A 16362-nucleotide genomic window follows, 5' to 3' on the forward strand; every position below is an offset into this window, starting at 1 on the left:
TGCTGGTACAGCTGATGATCATGCCGGACATTCTGCTGGTGGCGAACTATCAGACCATGTCCAGGCTGGGCGCGGTCGATACCCTGGTGGGCATGGGCCTTCCGTATTTCGCCTCGGCCTTTGCCATCTTCCTGCTGCGCCAGACCTTTATGGGCATACCGCGCGAGCTGGACGAGGCGGCGCGCGTGGAAGGTGCGAGCACGCTACAGATTCTCTGGCGTGTCTACGTGCCGCTGGCCAGGCCGGTCTACACGGCGTTTGCGCTGGTCTCGGTGAGCTTTCACTGGAACAATTTCCTCTGGCCGCTGATCGTCACCAACAGCGTGCAGGCGCGTCCGCTCACCGTGGGACTGCAGGTTTTCTCCAGCGTGGAATCAGGCGTGGAATGGTCGACCATCTGCGCAGCGACGCTGATGACTTCGGGACCGCTGCTGCTTGCCTTTCTCATCTTCCAGCGCCAGTTCGTGCAGAGCTTCATGCGCGCGGGAATCAAGTGAACGGGATACAGTCAGACTCTTTGAGGAGCTGACGATGCCCGGTCCCGCTGCTGCTGGTGTGCTCATCTATGCCAAGGACTTCCAGGCCCTGGCGCGCTTTTATGAACAGGTGCTGGACATGCAGCGGCTGCATGAGGATGAGCACATCATCGTGCTGGAGTCCGCCGCCCTGCAGCTGCTGATTCACGCCCTGCCTGCCGAGATCGCGGCGCGGGTCCAGGTCGGCAAGCCGCCGCAGCGCCGTGCCGATGTGGCGCTCAAGTTTTTCGTCACCGTGCCCGCGATCGCCGAGGCCGCAAGCGTCGCGCAGGCGCTGGGCGGTCAGGTGTTCGACGAGCGCTGGCAAGGCCCCGGCTTTGCGGTCTGCAATGCCATGGACAGCGAAGGCAATGTGTTTCAGCTGCGCGAGACCCTTGCCTGATCGGCTGCTCTGAAAATAGCCGCTGCCAGCGCTGCGGAGGCAGGCGCAGCAGTCTTTTTCGATGTGGAAAGAAGCGACAAGATGAATATCCTGACCTGGAATGTGCAATGGTGCTGCGGCATGGATGGGCTGGTCAGCGTGGCACGCATCGTGCGTCACGCGCTGCAGATGGGCGAGGACGCGGGCGGACTGGATGTGCTGTGCCTGCAGGAGATCGCGGTCAACTACCCTGATCTGCAGGGCCGGCCTGGCGATCAGCTGGCCGAGCTGAAGGTGCTGCTGCCGGGCTGGCAGATCGTCTTCGGTGCCTCGGTCGAGGAGTTCACGGCCCGGGGGCATCAGCGCTTTGGCAATCTGATCGCCACGCGACTGCCGCTGCTGCAGGTGCAGCACCATCCGTTGCCCATGCCCGCCGAGGCCGATGTGCGTTGCATGCCGCGCATGTGCTCGGTGGCCACGGTGGCCGACGCGGCACTGGGGCCGGTACGCATCATGACCACGCATCTCGAGTATTTCTCGAAGCGCCAGCGCATGGCGCAGGCCGTCGCTCTGCGCACCCTTCAGATGCAGGCCTGCGCACTGGCCGATGCTCCGCCGCAGCCGGCCAGCGACGGTTCTCCCTATCAGACCAAGCCGCACACCCGCCATGCCGTGCTGTGCGGGGATTTCAACTTCGAGCCGCACGAGCCCGAATATGTCGCCCTGTCCGCCCCCTGGGCGGCTGGCGAGGAGGGATGTCTGCACGCCGGGCAGTGGCGCAATAGCTGGGATGTGCTGCACCCCGGTCAACCGCAGCCGCCGACCTTCAGGCTGGTCGATCGAACCTGGGGAGCCGAGCCAGGGGCCTGCGACTTGATGTGGGTCAGCGACAGCTTGTGTCAGAGAGTGCACACTTGGAAGGTGGACAGCGCCACACAGGCGTCTGACCACCAGCCTGTGATGTTGACGCTGGGCTGAGCTTGTTGTTAGGGTCGGAGCTGGATTCGAGAGACCTGCTGCCACGCAAGTCGCAGTGATGTGAAACCCTGAAAGAGAGGAGTCTTCATGCCGGTAGAAATTCCGTCCATGTCCATCATGTTGCACCGTACCTGGTGGGTGCTGTTGTTACGCGGTGCTGCCGCCATCATCTTCGGCGTGCTGACCTGGATGCAGCCTGCGGCGTCCGCTGCCGCGCTGGTGCTGGTGTTTGGCGCCTATGTGTTTGTCGACGGCCTGCTGGGCATCTACACCGCCATCAAGAGCCGCCAGCAGTCGCGCTACTGGTGGGTGGTTCTGCTGTGGGGGCTGACGGGCGTGGCGGTGGGAGTGCTCACGGTCATCAATCCGGCGATCACCGCATTGGTGCTGACCATCTATATCGGTGTCTGGGCTCTGATGACCGGGGTGCTGCAGATCGTCGCAGCCCTGCGTCTGCGCAAGGAAATTCAAGGCGAATGGCTGCTGGTGCTCGGGGGCCTGCTGTCGGTGCTGTTCGGCATCTTCGTTCTGATGCAGCCCGGCGCGGGCATGATGGCCATGCTGTGGGTGCTGGCGACCTATGCCGTCATCTTCGGCGTGCTGATGGTGATACTGGCGTTCAAGATCAAGAAGTTCAGGGCCTGAAAGGCTTTGACTGCTCGAAGAAGCGGCTCGCAGAAGCCGCTTTTTTGTGGCGGCTTGCCTGAAACGACCGTCTGCTGCTCCTTCTTTGGGACAATGCCTGCTGACTTTCAACAGCGCGCAACGACATGGAACAAGGCATGCAGCGGTATTCCCGACCCCCGAGAGTGAAGCAGTCCTGGCGAGCCGTCGGCATGACGCTCGCCTTGTGGCTGGGTCTTGCCGCCAGCAGCCATGCCGTGCCGAGCTACGAGGAGGTGCGCAACGAGCATCGCTCCTCGGAGACCTTGCTGCTCTCGCGCGAGGGCGAGGTGCTGCAGCGCCTGCGCACCGACAGCACGGTACGCCGCGGGCCCTGGGTGGCCCTGGCCGATGTCTCGCCGGCGTTGCGCACCGCCCTGGTGCTCAGCGAAGACAAACGTTTCTACGAGCACAGCGGCGTGGACTGGGCCGCCGTCACCGCTGCCGCCTGGGGCAATCTCTGGAACACGCGCACGCGCGGCGCGAGCACCATCACCATGCAGCTTGCGGGACTGCTCGACGGTGACTGGCGTCAGGGTCCTGGCGGGCGCAGCGTGGTGCAGAAAGTGGGACAGGCCGTGGCCGCCCAGGTCCTGGACAGGCGCTGGCGCAAGGACCAGATTCTTGAGGCCTACCTGAACATGGTGCCGTTTCGCGGTGAGATCGTGGGCATCGATGCACTGTCGCAAAGCCTTTACGGCAAGGCGCCCCATGGCCTGGATGCGCGCGAGGCAGCGATTGCCGCGGCCCTGGTGCGAGCGCCCAACGCATCGGTGGAACGTGTGGCCCAGCGTGCCTGCGGCGTGCTGCAGGTGATGGTGCCCGACGATGTGGCGGCCCGGGATTGCTCGGCCATGCAGCTCTATACCTCCAGCGTGCTGCAACGGCGCCAATGGCTGGCCAGCGAGGGTGTGGCTCCGCATTTTTCGCGGCGCTGGCTGGCGCTGCCGCAGAACCGGGGGCAAGAGCAGGTGCGCTCGACCTTGAACGCTGCATTGCAGCGCTTTGCCGTGGCCAGCCTGCAGCAGCATCTGCGCGAGCTGCAGGGCCGCAATGTGGAAGATGGCGCGGCCGTGGTGCTGGACAACCGCAGCGGCGAGATTCTGGCCTGGGTCGGCTCTTCGGGCACGCTGAGCCAGGCGTCCGAGGTCGATGGCGTCACCGCCTTGCGCCAGCCCGGCTCCACGCTCAAGCCTTTTCTCTACGCCCAGGCGATTGCCGAAAAACGCATCACGGCTGCCTCGCTGATCGAAGATTCATCGGCCCATATCCCCACGCAGAACGGCCTCTACATTCCGCAGAACTACGACCGTCGCTTCAAGGGGTGGGTGTCGGCTCGCACGGCGCTGGCGTCATCGCTCAACGTGCCTGCGGTACGCACGCTGGTCATGGTCACGCCCGATGCGTTTTTCGAGCAGCTCAAGAAACTGGGCCTGCCGCTGCGTGAAAGCGGCGGCTACTACGGCTTCAGCCTGGCGCTGGGCAGCAGCGAGGTCGCGCTGCTCAATCTGACCAATGCCTACAGGGCACTGGGCAATGGTGGTCAATACCGCCCCGTGAGCTGGGCCCTGCCCCGGACAGACGGCCGCAGATCCGGCGATGCAGCGCCGGGCAACGAGGCGCCGCTGCAGGCACTGGATGCGCGCGCCGCCTTCATCGTCGGCGACATTCTTTCCGACAATATGGCGCGGGCCCCGACCTTCGGCACCGACAGCGTGCTGGCCACGCGCTTCTGGACGGCCGTGAAAACCGGCACCAGCAAGGATATGCGCGACAACTGGGCTGTGGGCTGGTCCGAGCGCTATACCGTGGGCGTCTGGGTCGGCAATGCCGGTGGCGAAGCCATGCATTCCGTGAGCGGCACCAGCGGCGCAGCGCCCATCTGGGCCGAGATCATGGGCTTCCTGCATCGCAATGTGTCCAGCCATGCACCCCGGCCACCCGCTGGCGTGCTGCAGCAACAAGTGCAGTTTGGCGCGCTGGCCAGTGGCGGCACGCCCATCGAAAGCGCGCGTGGCGAATGGTTTGTGGCAGGCACGCAGCAGTCGCTGTTTGCCATGGATCACGTGGCGGGCAGTGCAGAGCAGAAAAGCCTGGCCAGGCAAAAAGGCAGCAAGTCCGGCAGCGCTGCGGCTGCGGCCGCTGTGCGTATCTCGCGCCCGGCCAATGGCACGATTCTGGCGCTGGACCCCGATATTCCACCCGACAGCCAGCGCGTGCAATTGGTGGCGCGTCAGGCCGGTATGGCGGCCGAGCAGGACTGGCGTGACGGCAGCTTGCGCTGGCGGCTGGTAACCCGGCAGTACGGCCCGCCTGCGGCTGCCGACAAGAATGCGCAACCCGTGATGCGGGAAGTGCAGCGCGAGCTGGGGCGTGGCAGTCAGCTGGGCTGGCTGCCCTGGCCGGGGCGCCACAAGCTGGAGCTGCTCGATGCCTCCGGCAAGGTGCTGGACAGCATCGCGCTGGAAGTGCGCGGCGCCGGTGCCCTGGTGGCCGGGCCGGAGCAGATCCAGAGCCAGCGCCGGCGCTGAATGCCGGCCGGTCAACCGGTCAACCGGTCAGGCGCTCGGTTGCCGGAATCGAACTGCGCTACCAGAAAGTCCAGCAGCGCCCGCAGCTTGGGCGTCATATGCTGGCGCGACGGATAGATGGCATAGAGCGCGGTCTTCACCGTGCTCCAGTCTTCCAGGGCGGCCTGCAACCGGCCCGTGCGCAGGTCTTCCTCGACATAGGGCAGCGGGATCAGGCTGACGCCAAAGCCCGCGCGCAATGCATCGCGCACTGCAAGGCTAGAGGACACCGAGTAGCGCGCATTGACCGCCACGCGCTCCATGCGCCCGCCTTGCTCAAATTCCCAGACATCTGCATGGCCCGAGAGGCTGAAGCGTATGTGCTCGAGGCCGTTGAGGTCGGCAGGCGTGTGTGGGCGACCGCGCTTCTCGAAATAGCCGGGCGCGGCGCACAGCACATGCGACATCGAGGTCAGTGGTCGCGCAATCAGCGAGGAATCCTCAAGCCGGTCACTGCCGCGTATGGCCAGATCGAAGCCTTCGCGTACGATATCGACGCGTCTGTCGTCCAGGTGCAGGTCCAGCTGCAGCCCGGGGTGGCGCTCCAGGAAGGCGGGTAGGGCGCAAGAGATCTGCGTCAGTGTGAATGTCATGGGCGCGCTGACCTTGAGCAGGCCGCTGGGCGCGGCTTTGAAGGGGCATAGCGCCGAGTCTGCATCGGCCAGCGCATCGAGCGCCCGCGTGACGTGCTCGAGATACAGGCGGCCTTCTTCCGTCAGCGCCATGCGTCGCGTGGTGCGCTGAATGAGGCGCGTGCCCACATGGGCCTCCAGCTCGGCGATGTTCTTGCTGACCGCGGCCGGCGACAGGCCCAGGCTGCGGCCCGCCTCGGCAAAGCTGCCGCGCTGCGCGATGCGATGAAAGACTTGCAAGGCGGTCAGTCGGTCCATGTGATTCTTATCTGCTGGTGAATGGTTTATTTTGATAATCGCCAATTATCAATTCAGGGTGAATTATCTACAGTCGTGCCATGACGACACTTCATCCCACGCTCACCCTCATCGAGCAGCGCATCTCGGCCAACCGCTTCGATACCTCCCACCATCTGGCGGATGCCGACATATCAAGGCTGGTGCAACTGGCCACGCGCGCACCCACGGCCTACAACCTTCAGAACTGGCGCTTCATCGCCGTGCGCACGCCTGGGGCCAAGGCCAGGCTGCGCGCCGTGGCGCAGGACCAGGCCAAGGTGCAGGAGGCGGCCGTCTGCTTCATCGTCTGCGGCGTACTGGCCGACCCCGATGCGCTGGCCGAACGGCTGCAGCCCTCTGTGGACGCGGGCTTCATGCCGGCCGCCATGGCGCAGGGGTGGCTCCTGGCCGCGCAGCAGCAGTACGCCAGCGCGCAGGCGGCGCGCGACGAGGCCCTGCGTTCGGCCAGCTTCGGCGCCATGACGCTGATGCACGCGGCGCAGGCGCTGGGTCTGGCGTCCTGTGCGATGACCGGCTTCGACGCCGAAGGCGTGGCAGCCAGCTTCGGTCTGGCGAGCGAGGAGGTGCCGGTCATGCTCGTCACCGTGGGCCGTGCTGCGCCCGGCAACTGGCCGCAGAAGCCACGCCGGCCGCTGGATCAGGTGCTGGAGTTCGCATGAGTGCCGGTCAATCTGAGCCTGGTTCCAGGCGGACCCAGGCACGCGATCTGCTGCTGACGGCGCTGGCACCCGCCATCTGGGGCAGCAGCTACATCGTCACCACGCAACTGCTGCCGCAAGCGCCCGCGATGACTGTGGCCTTGTTGCGCGCGCTGCCCGCAGGCCTGTTGTTGCTGGCATTTGCACGGCGCCTGCCGCAGGGCGTGTGGTGGCTGCGGGTGTTCGTTCTGGGAGCGCTCAATTTCGCGGTGTTCTGGAGCATGCTGTTCGTCTCGGCCTACCGCCTGCCTGGAGGGGCAGCCGCCACCGTCGGGGCCGTGCAGCCATTGGTGGTGGTGTTTCTTTCAGCCGGGGTCCTGGGCAGTCGGTTGCGGCCAGCGTCGGTGCTGGGTGCCCTGGCCGGTCTGGCGGGGGTGGCCTTGCTGGTGCTCACGCCCGGTATGAGGCTGGATGCGACAGGGGTTGCAGCAGGCCTGGCCGGAGCGGTTTCCATGGCCTGCGGCACGGTGCTCACGCGCAAGTGGCGTCCCCCCGTGCCGCTGCTGACTTTCACGGCCTGGCAACTCACGGCCGGCGGCCTGTGGCTGCTGCCGGTGGTGCTCTGGGCCGGCTCGGACTTTCCGGCACCTACGCCAGGCCATTTGATCGGGCTGGCCTGGCTGGGCCTGGTGGGGGCGGCGCTGACCTATGTGCTGTGGTTTCGCGGCATTGCCCGGCTGGAGCCGGACATGGTGTCTCCGCTGGGCTTTCTGAGTCCGCTGACGGCTATTTTGCTGGGCTGGGCATTTCTGGACCAGACTCTGACGGCCGTGCAGATGGCTGGCGTGGCCCTGGTCCTGGGCGGCATCTGGCTGGGGCAGCGGGGCGCGGCGCGCTGATCCCCGCAAGGCCCGGCCCAGGGCCGGAGCCTGTGCGGTATCAGTCCCGTACCAGCAGATTGCCAGTGATCTCCGAGACGTTCTTGACGCTGGTCAGCGTCATGGCCACGCGCATTTCCTTTTCGAGCAGGTTCAGCAGGTTGGTCACGCCGGCTTCGCCTTCTGCGGCCAGCGCGTAGACGAAGGCGCGGCCTATCATGGTGCAGTCTGCGCCCAGGGCCAGCAGGCGCACGATGTCCAGGCCGTTGCGCACGCCCGAGTCGGCCAGGATCTTGATCTGGCCCTTGACGGCATCGGCAATGGCAGGCAGGGCGCGTGCCGACGAGAGCACGCCGTCGAGCTGGCGCCCGCCGTGGTTGGAGACGATGATGCCGTCGGCCCCGAAACGCACGGCATCCCTGGCATCCTCGGGATCGAGAATGCCCTTGATCAGCATGGGACCCTTCCAGAAGTCGCGGATCCACTCCAGGTCCGACCACGAGATGGAGGGATCGAAGTTCGCGCCCAGATAACCCATATAGTCTTCGAGCGAGACGTTCTGACCCTTGTAGGTGGAGATATTGCCCAGCGTGTGCGGGCGGCCCATCAGGCCCACGTCCAGGGCCCAGTGTGGATGGGTCACGGCCTGCAGGTAGCGGCGCATGGCGGCGTTGGGGCCGCTCATGCCCGAGTGCGCATCGCGGTAGCGGGCGCCGGGTACGGGCATGTCCACGGTGAAGACCAGGGTGGAGACGCCCGCAGCCTGGGCACGCTCCAGCGCGTTCTTCATGAAGCCCCGGTCCTTGAGCACATAGAGCTGGAACCACATCGGGCGGCCCAGCCTGGGTGCGACTTCCTCGATGGGGCAGACCGAGACGCTGGACATGGTGAAGGGAATCCCCTTCTTGTCGGCAGCCATGGCGGCCTGCACTTCGCCGCGGCGGGCGAACATGCCGGTCAGCCCCACGGGAGCCAGCGCCACGGGAATCGAGAACTTCTCGCCGAACAGCTCGATGCTGGTATCGAGCTGGCTCATGTCCTTGAGCACGCGCTGGCGCAGGGCCACGTCGGCCAGGTCATCGACATTGCGCGCCAGCGTCTTCTCGGCATAGGCACCGCCGTCGAGGTAGTGGAACAGAAAGGGTGGCAGGCGCTTTTGCGCAGCTGCGCGGTAGTCGGTTGTGGAGGAGATGATCATGAAAAAATGGCGGAGGAAGAGGAGAAACGATCCAGCCGCTTGCGTCGGGCCGCCTCGGCATCCGACTCGGACAGCTTTTCGTGAACATAGGCCAGGTGCTGGCCGATGGCGCTTCTGGCCTGCTCGGGTTCGCCGTCGACAATGGCCTGCATGAGATTGTGGTGCTGTGCAGTCAGATGCTCCAGTGTCGAGGGATCATCATGCACGAACATCAGGCGCCGGTTCTGCGCCACGGTACCCAGCACCAGCTCGAAGAGGCTGCCCATGAGCTGCACCAGCACGGCATTGTGCGAGGCTTCGGCAATCGCCAGATGGAACTGGGCATCGGAGCGGGCTGCGCTGGCGGCATCGCGCGCCTGCTGGTGGCGCAGCATGTCGTCGAAGCAGTGGCGGATGCGGTCCCTGTCCTTGTCGGTGGCGCGCTGGGCCGCATACCAGGCGGTGCTCAGCTCCAGGGCCTGGCGTGCTTCCAGCACGTCGTAGCGGTACTGGGGGTCGTCGCGCAGCAGGGACTCCAGCGGTGCGACGGCCTGCTCGTGCCACAGCGGCACGCGCGCGCCGACAAAGGTGCCGGCCCCCACGCGGCTTTCGAGCACACCGCGGCTGGCAAGCTTCTGTATGGCCTCGCGCAGCGCCGTGCGCGAGACCCCCAGCTGCTCGGCCAGCGCCCGCTCGGTCGGCAGCTTGGCGCCGCTCTGGAGCTGGGTGCTCTGGATCAGCTCCAGCAGCTGCTGGGCAACGCGGTCGGAAAGGCGGATGGCGGGCATGGGATCGGGCAGGAGTTTCAGGTGGTGGGAATCATCCACGGAAACACATAAGCCTGCAGCGTGCAGATGATGCCGATCAGCACCAGGAAGGCCAGACTGTGCTTGACGGTAAAGCGGAACAGGTCCGATTCCTTGCCGGCCAGGCCTACGGCCGCGCATGCAATGGCAATCGACTGGGGCGAGATCATCTTGCCGGTCACGCCGCCCGTGGTGTTGGCCGTCACGGCCAGAACCTCGGGCAGCCCCAGCTGGGCGGCCGTCGTGGCCTGCAGCGCGCCGAACAGCGCATTGGCCGAGGTGTCGGAGCCCGTGAGGAACACGCCGACCCAGCCCAGGAAGGGCGAGAAGAACGCAAAGGCCTTGCCGGTATGGGCCAGCGCCATGGCCAGCGTGGTGGACAGGCCGGAGTAGTTGGCAATGAAGGCGAAGGCCAGGACCATGCCGATGGAGTAGATGGGCAGTGCCAGTTCCCTGAAGGTCTCGCCCAGGGTCTGGATTGCGGTGGCCGGCTTGAGGCGCAGCAAAAGAATGGCGAGCACGGCGGCGATCAGGATCGCGGTCCCCGTGGCCGACAGCCAGTTGAAGGAGTAGACCGCGCCATAAGGCGTGGGTGTGGCAACGACCGGCGCCATTTTCTGCACCAGATTGTGCAGCATGGGCACGGGAATGCTGAAGACCGTGCCGGACAGCGCGCCGCCCGAGGCGAACAGCGCCTTGAAGGGCTTGAGGCTCCAGATGGTCACCATGGCGGTGAGGATGATGAAGGGCGACCAGGCCTTGATCACCATGCCGGTCGTCAGCTTGACGGGGGCCGTCGTCTGAATCTTGGCTGCGCCCGGCTCGGAGTCGAAGCGGAAGATGCGCTTGGGTTGCCAGAACTTGAGAAAGGTGGTCAGTGTCACCAGGGCGAAGATGGCCGAAGTGATGTCCGGCAGTTCAGGGCCGATGTAGTTGGCCGTCAGAAACTGCCCGAGTGCAAAGCTGCCGCCTCCCACCAGCACCGCAGGCCAGGTTTCCTTCACGCCGCGCCAGCCGTCCATGATGGCCATGAGCCAGAACAGCACGATGATGGTCATGAACGGCAGCTGGCGGCCGGCCATCTGGCTGATCGCCATGACATCGACGCCCGAGACCTGACCGGCCACGATGACGGGAATACCCATGGCGCCGAATGCCACGGGGGCGGTATTGCCGATCAGGCACAGGCCCGCTGCATACAGAGGCCTGAAACCCAGGCCCACCAGCAGCGCTGCCGTGATGGCCACGGGGGCGCCGAAACCGGCGGCTCCCTCGAGGAAGGCACCGAAGCAAAAGCCCACCAGGATCAGCTGCAGGCGCTGGTCTTCGGTGACCGACAGGATCGAGGAGCGGATGATGTCGAACTGCCCGGTCTTGACCGAGACCTTGTAGAGAAAGACCGCCGCGACAATGATCCAGGCAATCGGCCACAGGCCGTAGAAGAAGCCATAGACGCCTGCGGCCAGCGCATTGGCCACCGGCATGCGGTAGAAAAGCAGTGCCACGGCCAGGGACAGTGCCACCGTGATGGTGCCCGCCACATAGCCCTTGAGGCGCAGCTTGGTCAGCGCGAGAAAGAAAAAGATGATGGGTATCAGCGCCACCAGCGCCGACACCCACACATTGCCTGCGGGGTCGTAGTTCTGCGACCAGATTTCTTGCATTGCCGTGATCTCCTGGATTGGTGCGGGGAGGGCAATCCTCCTGAGCATCCAGAAGCTTCCCCGTCATTTCTTTGAACAACCGTGTCGCCCCGTGCCGGACGCTGACATGCAATCTGCTTCGGCTCCATCGATCTAATTGGTATTACCAATATGCGACAGTTTCGGGTCGGATGGATTATAGAAATGAGGTTTTATTCATAAATTAGTGGTTTTCCCTTGATTCTTGGAATTAATTGGTAATACCAATATTTGAATTGGTATTCCATCGATCCTTATCAAGGAGCGCAAAAAAGCCGCAGGCCCGAAGGCGCTGCGGCTGCTGGGGTGCCCACGTGATGGGCTGAGAAAGGGGGAGGCGGGAAATCGCCTCAGCCCAGGCCGGAGATACCGAGCGGCCTGGATGGCCTGTCCGGATTCCCCCGGGATGCTCCGTCGAAGCGGCTCGGGGACTCAGTTCACCATCAGCTTGAACGGCCAGACATAGGCCTGCATGGTGACGAACAGGCCCATCAGGCAGGCCAGGGCGATCGAGTGGAAGAACACATAGCGCAGGATGTCGCCCTCGCGGTTGAACCAGCGTGTGGCAGTCGACGCCACGACAATGGATTGCGCATCGATCATCTTGCCCATCACGCCGCCCGAGCTGTTGGCGGCACCCATGAGGTTGGGGGACAGGCCCAGCTGGTCGGCGGCGACCTTCTGCATGCCGCCGAACAGCACGTTGGAGGCCGTGTCCGAGCCCGTGAGCGCCACGCCCAGCCAGCCCATCAGCGTGCCGAAGAAGGGGTAGAGCACGCCGGTGTTGGCAAAGGCCAGGCCCAGAGTGGTGTCTGTGCCCGAGTAGCGCGTCAGCGTGCCCAGGGCCAGCATCAGCACGATGGTCAGCAGCGAGTAGCGCACCAGCCAGGTGGTCTTGAAGAAGGTGCGCACGATGGTGACCGGGTTGTACTTCATGACGAAGGCGCTGACGATGGCCGACAGCAGGATGGCGGTGCCGGTGGCCGACAGCAGGTTCAGCGTGTAGACCGCGCCTTCCTTGGTCGGCTGTGGCACCACGGGAGGCATTTTTTCGATCAGATTGTGCAGACCCGTCATGGGGAACGCCGGGGCAAACAGGCTGTTGAGCCAGGCCTTGACTGGCGGCAGGCCCCAGATGAAGACAAACACCGAAAGAATGATCCAGGGGGTCCAGGCCGCGATCAGCGCGCTCCTGCTGTGTTGGGTCACGGGCTGGGGAGGCTTGACTTCCGAGGCGCTGACATCCTTGCCGCGCAGCGATGCCGAGGTCCAGATCTTCCTGGGCTGCCAGACGCGCAGGAACAGGATCAGGCTGGTCATGGAGACAATGGCCGCGATGATGTCCACCAGCTCCGGGCCGATGAAGTTGGAGACCAGATACTGGGGAATCGCAAACGACAGGCCGGTGACCAGAATCGCGGGCCAGATCTCCATCATGCCCTTGCGACCGGCGAAGGCCCAGATCAGCCAGAACGGCACCAGCACCGAGAAGAAGGGGAGCTGGCGGCCGATCATGGCGGTCACTTCCATCAGATCGTAGCCATGGACCTTGGCCAGCGTGATGACGGGCGTGCCCAGGGCGCCAAAGGCCACGGGAGCGGTGTTGGCGATCAGAGACAGGCCGGATGCCGCCAGCGGCGAAAAGCCCAGCCCGATCAGGATGGCGGCCGTCACGGCCACGGGAGTCCCGAAGCCGGCGGCGCCTTCAAAAAAGGCACCGAAGGAGAAGGCGATCAGCAGCAGCTGGATGCGGCGGTCCTCGGTGATGCCCGAAAGCGAGTCCTGCAGCACCTTGAAGCTGCCGTTCTGCTCGGTCAGCTGGTGCAGGAAGATGATGTTGAGCACGATCCAGCCGATGGGCAGCAGGCCGGTGAAGCCGCCGAACAGGGCGGCACGTCCCGCCATCTCGCCGGGCATGTTGTAGACGAAGACTGCGATCAGCAGCGCCGCAATCAGGCCGGCGCCTGCGGCCAGGTGAGCCTTCATGTGCAGAAAGCCCAGGCCCACCAGCATCACCACGACCGGGACGGCCGCAAGCAATGTGGACAGCCACATATTCGATAGGGGGTCGTAGACCTGTTGCCAAACCATCTCTGTTGTCTCCTGCCAGTTGTGATGACAGGGATGGTCGCCGTGCACGTTGGCTTGCATACCTAGCATTAGCCCTTGATTTTCCGGTGGTGAAGAAAATTTCAACACCGGCATAAATCACTTCAAACCAGAGCGCGGCACCGATGGAGGCGTTGGGGACTACCATCGGGTCCAATTTCAATGACAAGGCTAGAAGTCGTGAGCGATCTCTCCAAAATCACCTGTATCGAAGACCTGCGCGTGGTGGCCAAGCGCCGCGTGCCGCGCATGTTCTATGACTACGCTGATTCGGGCTCCTATACCCAGGGCACCTACCAGGCCAATGAGCACGATTTCCAGAAAATCAAGCTGCGCCAGCGTGTGGCAGTGAACATGGAAGGGCGCAGCACGCGCACCACCATGATCGGCGAGGAGGTCGCCATGCCGGTGGCGATCGCGCCCACGGGCCTGACCGGCATGCAGCATGCCGATGGCGAGATTCTGGGCGCCCGGGCCGCCAAGGCCTTCGGCGTGCCGTTCACGCTGTCCACCATGAGCATCTGCTCGCTGGAGGACATTGCCGAGCACACCGACCGTCATCCGTTCTGGTTCCAGCTCTATGTGATGCGCGACAAGGCCTTCATGGAGCGCCTGATCAACCGCGCCAAGGCGGCCAACTGCTCGGCGCTGGTGGTGACGCTGGATCTGCAGATCCTGGGCCAGCGCCACAAGGACATCAAGAACGGCCTCTCCACCCCGCCCAAGCCCACACTGGCCAATCTGATCAATCTGGCGACCAAACCACACTGGTGCCTGGGCATGCTGGGCACGAAGCGCCGCAGCTTCGGCAATATCGTCGGTCACGTTGATGGCGTGGGTGATGTGTCCTCGCTCTCGTCCTGGACGGCAGATCAGTTCGATCCCACGCTGAACTGGAGCGATGTGGAATGGATTAAGAAGCTCTGGGGCGGCAAGATCATCCTGAAGGGCGTGATGGATGCCGAGGATGCGCGCTTGGCTGCGCAAAGCGGTGCGGATGCACTGGTGGTCAGCAACCATGGCGGCCGGCAGCTCGACGGCGCGCCTTCCTCGATCGAGGCCCTGCCTTCGATTGCAGAGGCCGCAGGCAAGGACATCGAAGTCTGGATGGATGGCGGCATCCGCAGTGGTCAGGACGTGCTCAAGGCCCGGGCCCTGGGCGCTCAGGGCACGATGATCGGTCGCAGCTTTCTCTACGGTCTGGGGGCCTATGGCCAGGCCGGCGTGAGCAAGGCGCTGCAGATCATCCACAAGGAGCTGGATACGACCATGGCCTTCTGCGGTCACACCCATATCGACCAGGTCGGCAAGGAGATCCTGTTGCCTGGCACCTACCCCAAGCCGTTTGCCGTGATCTGATCTGCGTTGTCGGCGGCTTGCTGCACTGCGAGCCGTCGCGACCTCTGCCCGGAGGTCAGGATCTACCGGTCTTGGGCTTCCATTCCTGAACCTGCAGCTGGATCTTGGCCCGTTGCGCCGGCTTCAATTTCTTGGCGATGATTTCCTGCTGCTTGGCCGAATCCTTCTCGCCATCTCTGGCTGCCAACAACGCCCAGAAGTAGGCCTGAGGCCAGCTTTGCCTGACACCGCGTCCCAAGGCATACATGGAGCCCACGTTGAACTGGCTGTTGGCATCCCCTTGTTCCGCCGCAGTCATATACCACCTGAAGGCCTCCTGGCTGTCTTGCGCCACGCCACGGCCATGGTCGTACATGTATCCGAGATTGCTCTGGCTCGACACATGGTTTTGTGCCACGGCAAGGCGATACAGCCTGACGGCCTCTTCCTGATTCTCAGCCACGCCACGGCCGTCGTCATACATCACCGCGAGGTTGAACAGACCGTCGGCATCGCCTTGTTCTGCGGCCAGGCGATACCATTTGACCGCTTCCTCATCGCTTTGCGGAACGCCGCGCCCGCGGCCGTACATCAGGCCGATATTGGACTGGCTCTCGGCGTGGCCCTGCTTTGCTGCCAGCAGGAACCATCTGGCTGCTTCCTCATCGTTTTTGAGGGCTCCACGGCCTGTGAGGTAGGCGGCTGCGAGTTTGAACTGTGACTGGGCGTCGCCGCCCTCGGCTGCTTGCAGCAGGTCGGGCGATTGTGCGATGGACAAAGTGCTGCAGAGCAGCAAGGCGGCCGCGCAAAGGAGACGGCTGAAGGGCTTTTTCATGGCTTGCTTGTCAATGGGGAGTTGCGGTTTCGAGCGTGCAGATTCAGTGCATTTGCGGCTTGGGTTTCCAGCGGCTGATTCTCGAGTCCTGTGCAGCTAGTTCTGCGGGTTTGAGCTTGCGGGCCGCCGCATCGCGCAGCGACACCGTGTCTTCCAGGCCTTGGGCGGCCGCCAGGGCGTACCAGAAATAGGCCTGAGACAGGCTGCGTCTGACGCCACGCCCTTCCTCGAACATCGTGCCGAGGTTGACCTGGGCCGTCGCATTGCCTTGTTCTGCGGCCAGGCCCAGCAGTCTGGCTGCTTCCTTTTCGTCGAGTGGCACGCCGCGGCCGGCGGCATACATCACGGCGAGGTTGGCCTGGCCCGAGTCATGACCTTTTGCGGCCGTTATGCCAAACCATCTGGCGGCCTCCTGATCGCTTTGTTCCACGCCACGGCCGCTGACATACATCAGTCCCAGGTTGTACTGGGCATCGAGATGGTTTTGCGCTGCAGCGAGCCGATACCACTTGACGGCCTCCTGATCGCTTTGCTCGACGCCACGACCATCGTCATACATCACGCCCAGATTGAACTGGCCGTTGGCCTCTCCTTGCGCAGCCGAAAGGCGGTACCACTTGACGGCCTCCTGGTCGCTTTGCTTCACGCCACGGCCCCGGTCATACATCAAGCCGAGATTGCTCTGGCTCAATGCATTGCCTTGTGCTGCCGCAAGACCAAACCAATGAGCGGCTCTCTCGTCGCTTTGCGCCACACCTCGGCCTTCCACGTATATCTGGCCGAGATCCAGCTGTGCCTGTGCATCCCGCGCTTGCGCTTTGTGCAGCAGGTCCGCTGGCTGAGCCATTGCCAAGGTGCT

General features: G+C 64.2%; 15 protein-coding genes. 8 read left to right on the plus strand and 7 right to left on the minus strand.

What is annotated here, in order from left to right:
* From E2583_RS07240 to pbpC, 5 genes are all read left to right on the plus strand, one after another.
* A partial coding sequence (locus tag E2583_RS07240) for a carbohydrate ABC transporter permease (protein WP_291594443.1) occupies positions 1-497 on the plus strand: 497 nt, incomplete at its 5' end.
* Between the two features lie 34 nt (positions 498-531).
* The gene (locus tag E2583_RS07245) at positions 532-918 is read left to right on the plus strand and encodes a VOC family protein (protein WP_003058136.1); all 387 of its coding nucleotides are present in this window, start codon (positions 532-534) and stop codon (positions 916-918) included.
* Positions 919-999: 81 nt separating this feature from the next.
* On the plus strand, positions 1000-1875 hold the full coding sequence (locus tag E2583_RS07250; RefSeq protein WP_291594445.1) for an endonuclease/exonuclease/phosphatase family protein: 876 nt from the start codon (positions 1000-1002) through the stop codon (positions 1873-1875).
* 87 nt (positions 1876-1962) lie between these two features.
* Complete coding sequence (locus E2583_RS07255) at positions 1963-2520, plus strand: HdeD family acid-resistance protein (RefSeq protein WP_291594447.1); 558 nt, start codon at positions 1963-1965, stop codon at positions 2518-2520.
* 191 nt (positions 2521-2711) lie between these two features.
* Complete coding sequence (pbpC, locus tag E2583_RS07260) at positions 2712-5069, plus strand: penicillin-binding protein 1C (protein WP_291594449.1); 2358 nt, start codon at positions 2712-2714, stop codon at positions 5067-5069.
* Between the two features lie 11 nt (positions 5070-5080).
* Here pbpC and E2583_RS07265 read toward each other — a convergent pair whose 3' ends face one another.
* Complete coding sequence (locus tag E2583_RS07265) at positions 5081-5998, minus strand: LysR family transcriptional regulator (protein WP_291594450.1); 918 nt, start codon at positions 5996-5998, stop codon at positions 5081-5083.
* A gap of 80 nt (positions 5999-6078) precedes the next feature.
* On the opposite strand from E2583_RS07265, the gene E2583_RS07270 reads away from it, so the two are divergent.
* A complete protein-coding gene (locus E2583_RS07270) occupies positions 6079-6699 on the plus strand; it encodes a nitroreductase family protein (protein WP_291594452.1) in 621 nt (206 codons plus the stop codon).
* The gene (locus E2583_RS07275; protein ID WP_291594454.1) at positions 6696-7577 is read left to right on the plus strand and encodes an EamA family transporter; all 882 of its coding nucleotides are present in this window, start codon (positions 6696-6698) and stop codon (positions 7575-7577) included. Before E2583_RS07270 ends, E2583_RS07275 begins: the two co-directional genes overlap by 4 nt.
* Before the next feature lie 40 nt (positions 7578-7617).
* Here E2583_RS07275 and lldD read toward each other — a convergent pair whose 3' ends face one another.
* The 4 genes from lldD to E2583_RS07295 all read right to left on the minus strand — a co-directional run bounded on the left by lldD (position 7618) and on the right by E2583_RS07295 (position 13312).
* Positions 7618-8754, minus strand: coding sequence for an FMN-dependent L-lactate dehydrogenase LldD (gene lldD, locus E2583_RS07280; protein ID WP_003076708.1), 1137 nt, complete (start codon positions 8752-8754; stop codon positions 7618-7620).
* The gene (gene lldR, locus E2583_RS07285) at positions 8751-9521 is read right to left on the minus strand and encodes a transcriptional regulator LldR (protein ID WP_291594574.1); all 771 of its coding nucleotides are present in this window, start codon (positions 9519-9521) and stop codon (positions 8751-8753) included. The genes lldD and lldR overlap by 4 nt, the downstream gene beginning before the upstream one ends.
* A gap of 17 nt (positions 9522-9538) precedes the next feature.
* Positions 9539-11203 (minus strand): L-lactate permease, encoded by a 1665-nt coding sequence (gene lldP, locus E2583_RS07290; RefSeq protein WP_291594457.1) that lies wholly within the window; start codon positions 11201-11203, stop codon positions 9539-9541.
* A gap of 450 nt (positions 11204-11653) precedes the next feature.
* The gene (locus tag E2583_RS07295; protein WP_291594459.1) at positions 11654-13312 is read right to left on the minus strand and encodes an L-lactate permease; all 1659 of its coding nucleotides are present in this window, start codon (positions 13310-13312) and stop codon (positions 11654-11656) included.
* Positions 13313-13510: 198 nt separating this feature from the next.
* Here E2583_RS07295 and E2583_RS07300 point away from each other — a divergent pair, with 198 nt between their 5' ends.
* Complete coding sequence (locus tag E2583_RS07300) at positions 13511-14689, plus strand: alpha-hydroxy acid oxidase (protein ID WP_291594461.1); 1179 nt, start codon at positions 13511-13513, stop codon at positions 14687-14689.
* 55 nt (positions 14690-14744) lie between these two features.
* On the opposite strand, the gene E2583_RS07305 is transcribed toward E2583_RS07300, so the two are convergent.
* On the minus strand, positions 14745-15503 hold the full coding sequence (locus tag E2583_RS07305; protein WP_291594462.1) for a tetratricopeptide repeat protein: 759 nt from the start codon (positions 15501-15503) through the stop codon (positions 14745-14747).
* 43 nt (positions 15504-15546) lie between these two features.
* Entirely contained in the window at positions 15547-16350 is an 804-nt protein-coding gene (locus E2583_RS07310; RefSeq protein ID WP_291594464.1) for a tetratricopeptide repeat protein, read from the minus strand.
* Positions 16351-16362 lie beyond the last annotated feature (12 nt).

Origin of the sequence: Comamonas sp., assembly GCF_009360615.1 — a bacterium.
Classification (GTDB): Bacteria; Pseudomonadota; Gammaproteobacteria; order Burkholderiales; family Burkholderiaceae_C; genus Comamonas.

What these genes read in the sequence shown, in the direction of transcription:
- lldD (WP_003076708.1), bottom strand. Translation starts at nt 8,754, where the DNA reads ATGATCATCTCCTCCACAACCGACTACCGCGCAGCTGCGCAAAAGCGC.
- E2583_RS07305 (WP_291594462.1), bottom strand. Translation starts at nt 15,503, where the DNA reads ATGAAAAAGCCCTTCAGCCGTCTCCTTTGCGCGGCCGCCTTGCTGCTC.
- pbpC (WP_291594449.1), top strand. Translation starts at nt 2,712, where the DNA reads ATGACGCTCGCCTTGTGGCTGGGTCTTGCCGCCAGCAGCCATGCCGTG.
- E2583_RS07255 (WP_291594447.1), top strand. Translation starts at nt 1,963, where the DNA reads ATGCCGGTAGAAATTCCGTCCATGTCCATCATGTTGCACCGTACCTGG.
- E2583_RS07265 (WP_291594450.1), bottom strand. Translation starts at nt 5,998, where the DNA reads ATGGACCGACTGACCGCCTTGCAAGTCTTTCATCGCATCGCGCAGCGC.
- E2583_RS07270 (WP_291594452.1), top strand. Translation starts at nt 6,079, where the DNA reads ATGACGACACTTCATCCCACGCTCACCCTCATCGAGCAGCGCATCTCG.
- E2583_RS07245 (WP_003058136.1), top strand. Translation starts at nt 532, where the DNA reads ATGCCCGGTCCCGCTGCTGCTGGTGTGCTCATCTATGCCAAGGACTTC.
- lldP (WP_291594457.1), bottom strand. Translation starts at nt 11,203, where the DNA reads ATGCAAGAAATCTGGTCGCAGAACTACGACCCCGCAGGCAATGTGTGG.
- E2583_RS07275 (WP_291594454.1), top strand. Translation starts at nt 6,696, where the DNA reads ATGAGTGCCGGTCAATCTGAGCCTGGTTCCAGGCGGACCCAGGCACGC.
- E2583_RS07310 (WP_291594464.1), bottom strand. Translation starts at nt 16,350, where the DNA reads ATGGCTCAGCCAGCGGACCTGCTGCACAAAGCGCAAGCGCGGGATGCA.
- E2583_RS07295 (WP_291594459.1), bottom strand. Translation starts at nt 13,312, where the DNA reads ATGGTTTGGCAACAGGTCTACGACCCCCTATCGAATATGTGGCTGTCC.
- lldR (WP_291594574.1), bottom strand. Translation starts at nt 9,521, where the DNA reads ATGCCCGCCATCCGCCTTTCCGACCGCGTTGCCCAGCAGCTGCTGGAG.
- E2583_RS07250 (WP_291594445.1), top strand. Translation starts at nt 1,000, where the DNA reads ATGAATATCCTGACCTGGAATGTGCAATGGTGCTGCGGCATGGATGGG.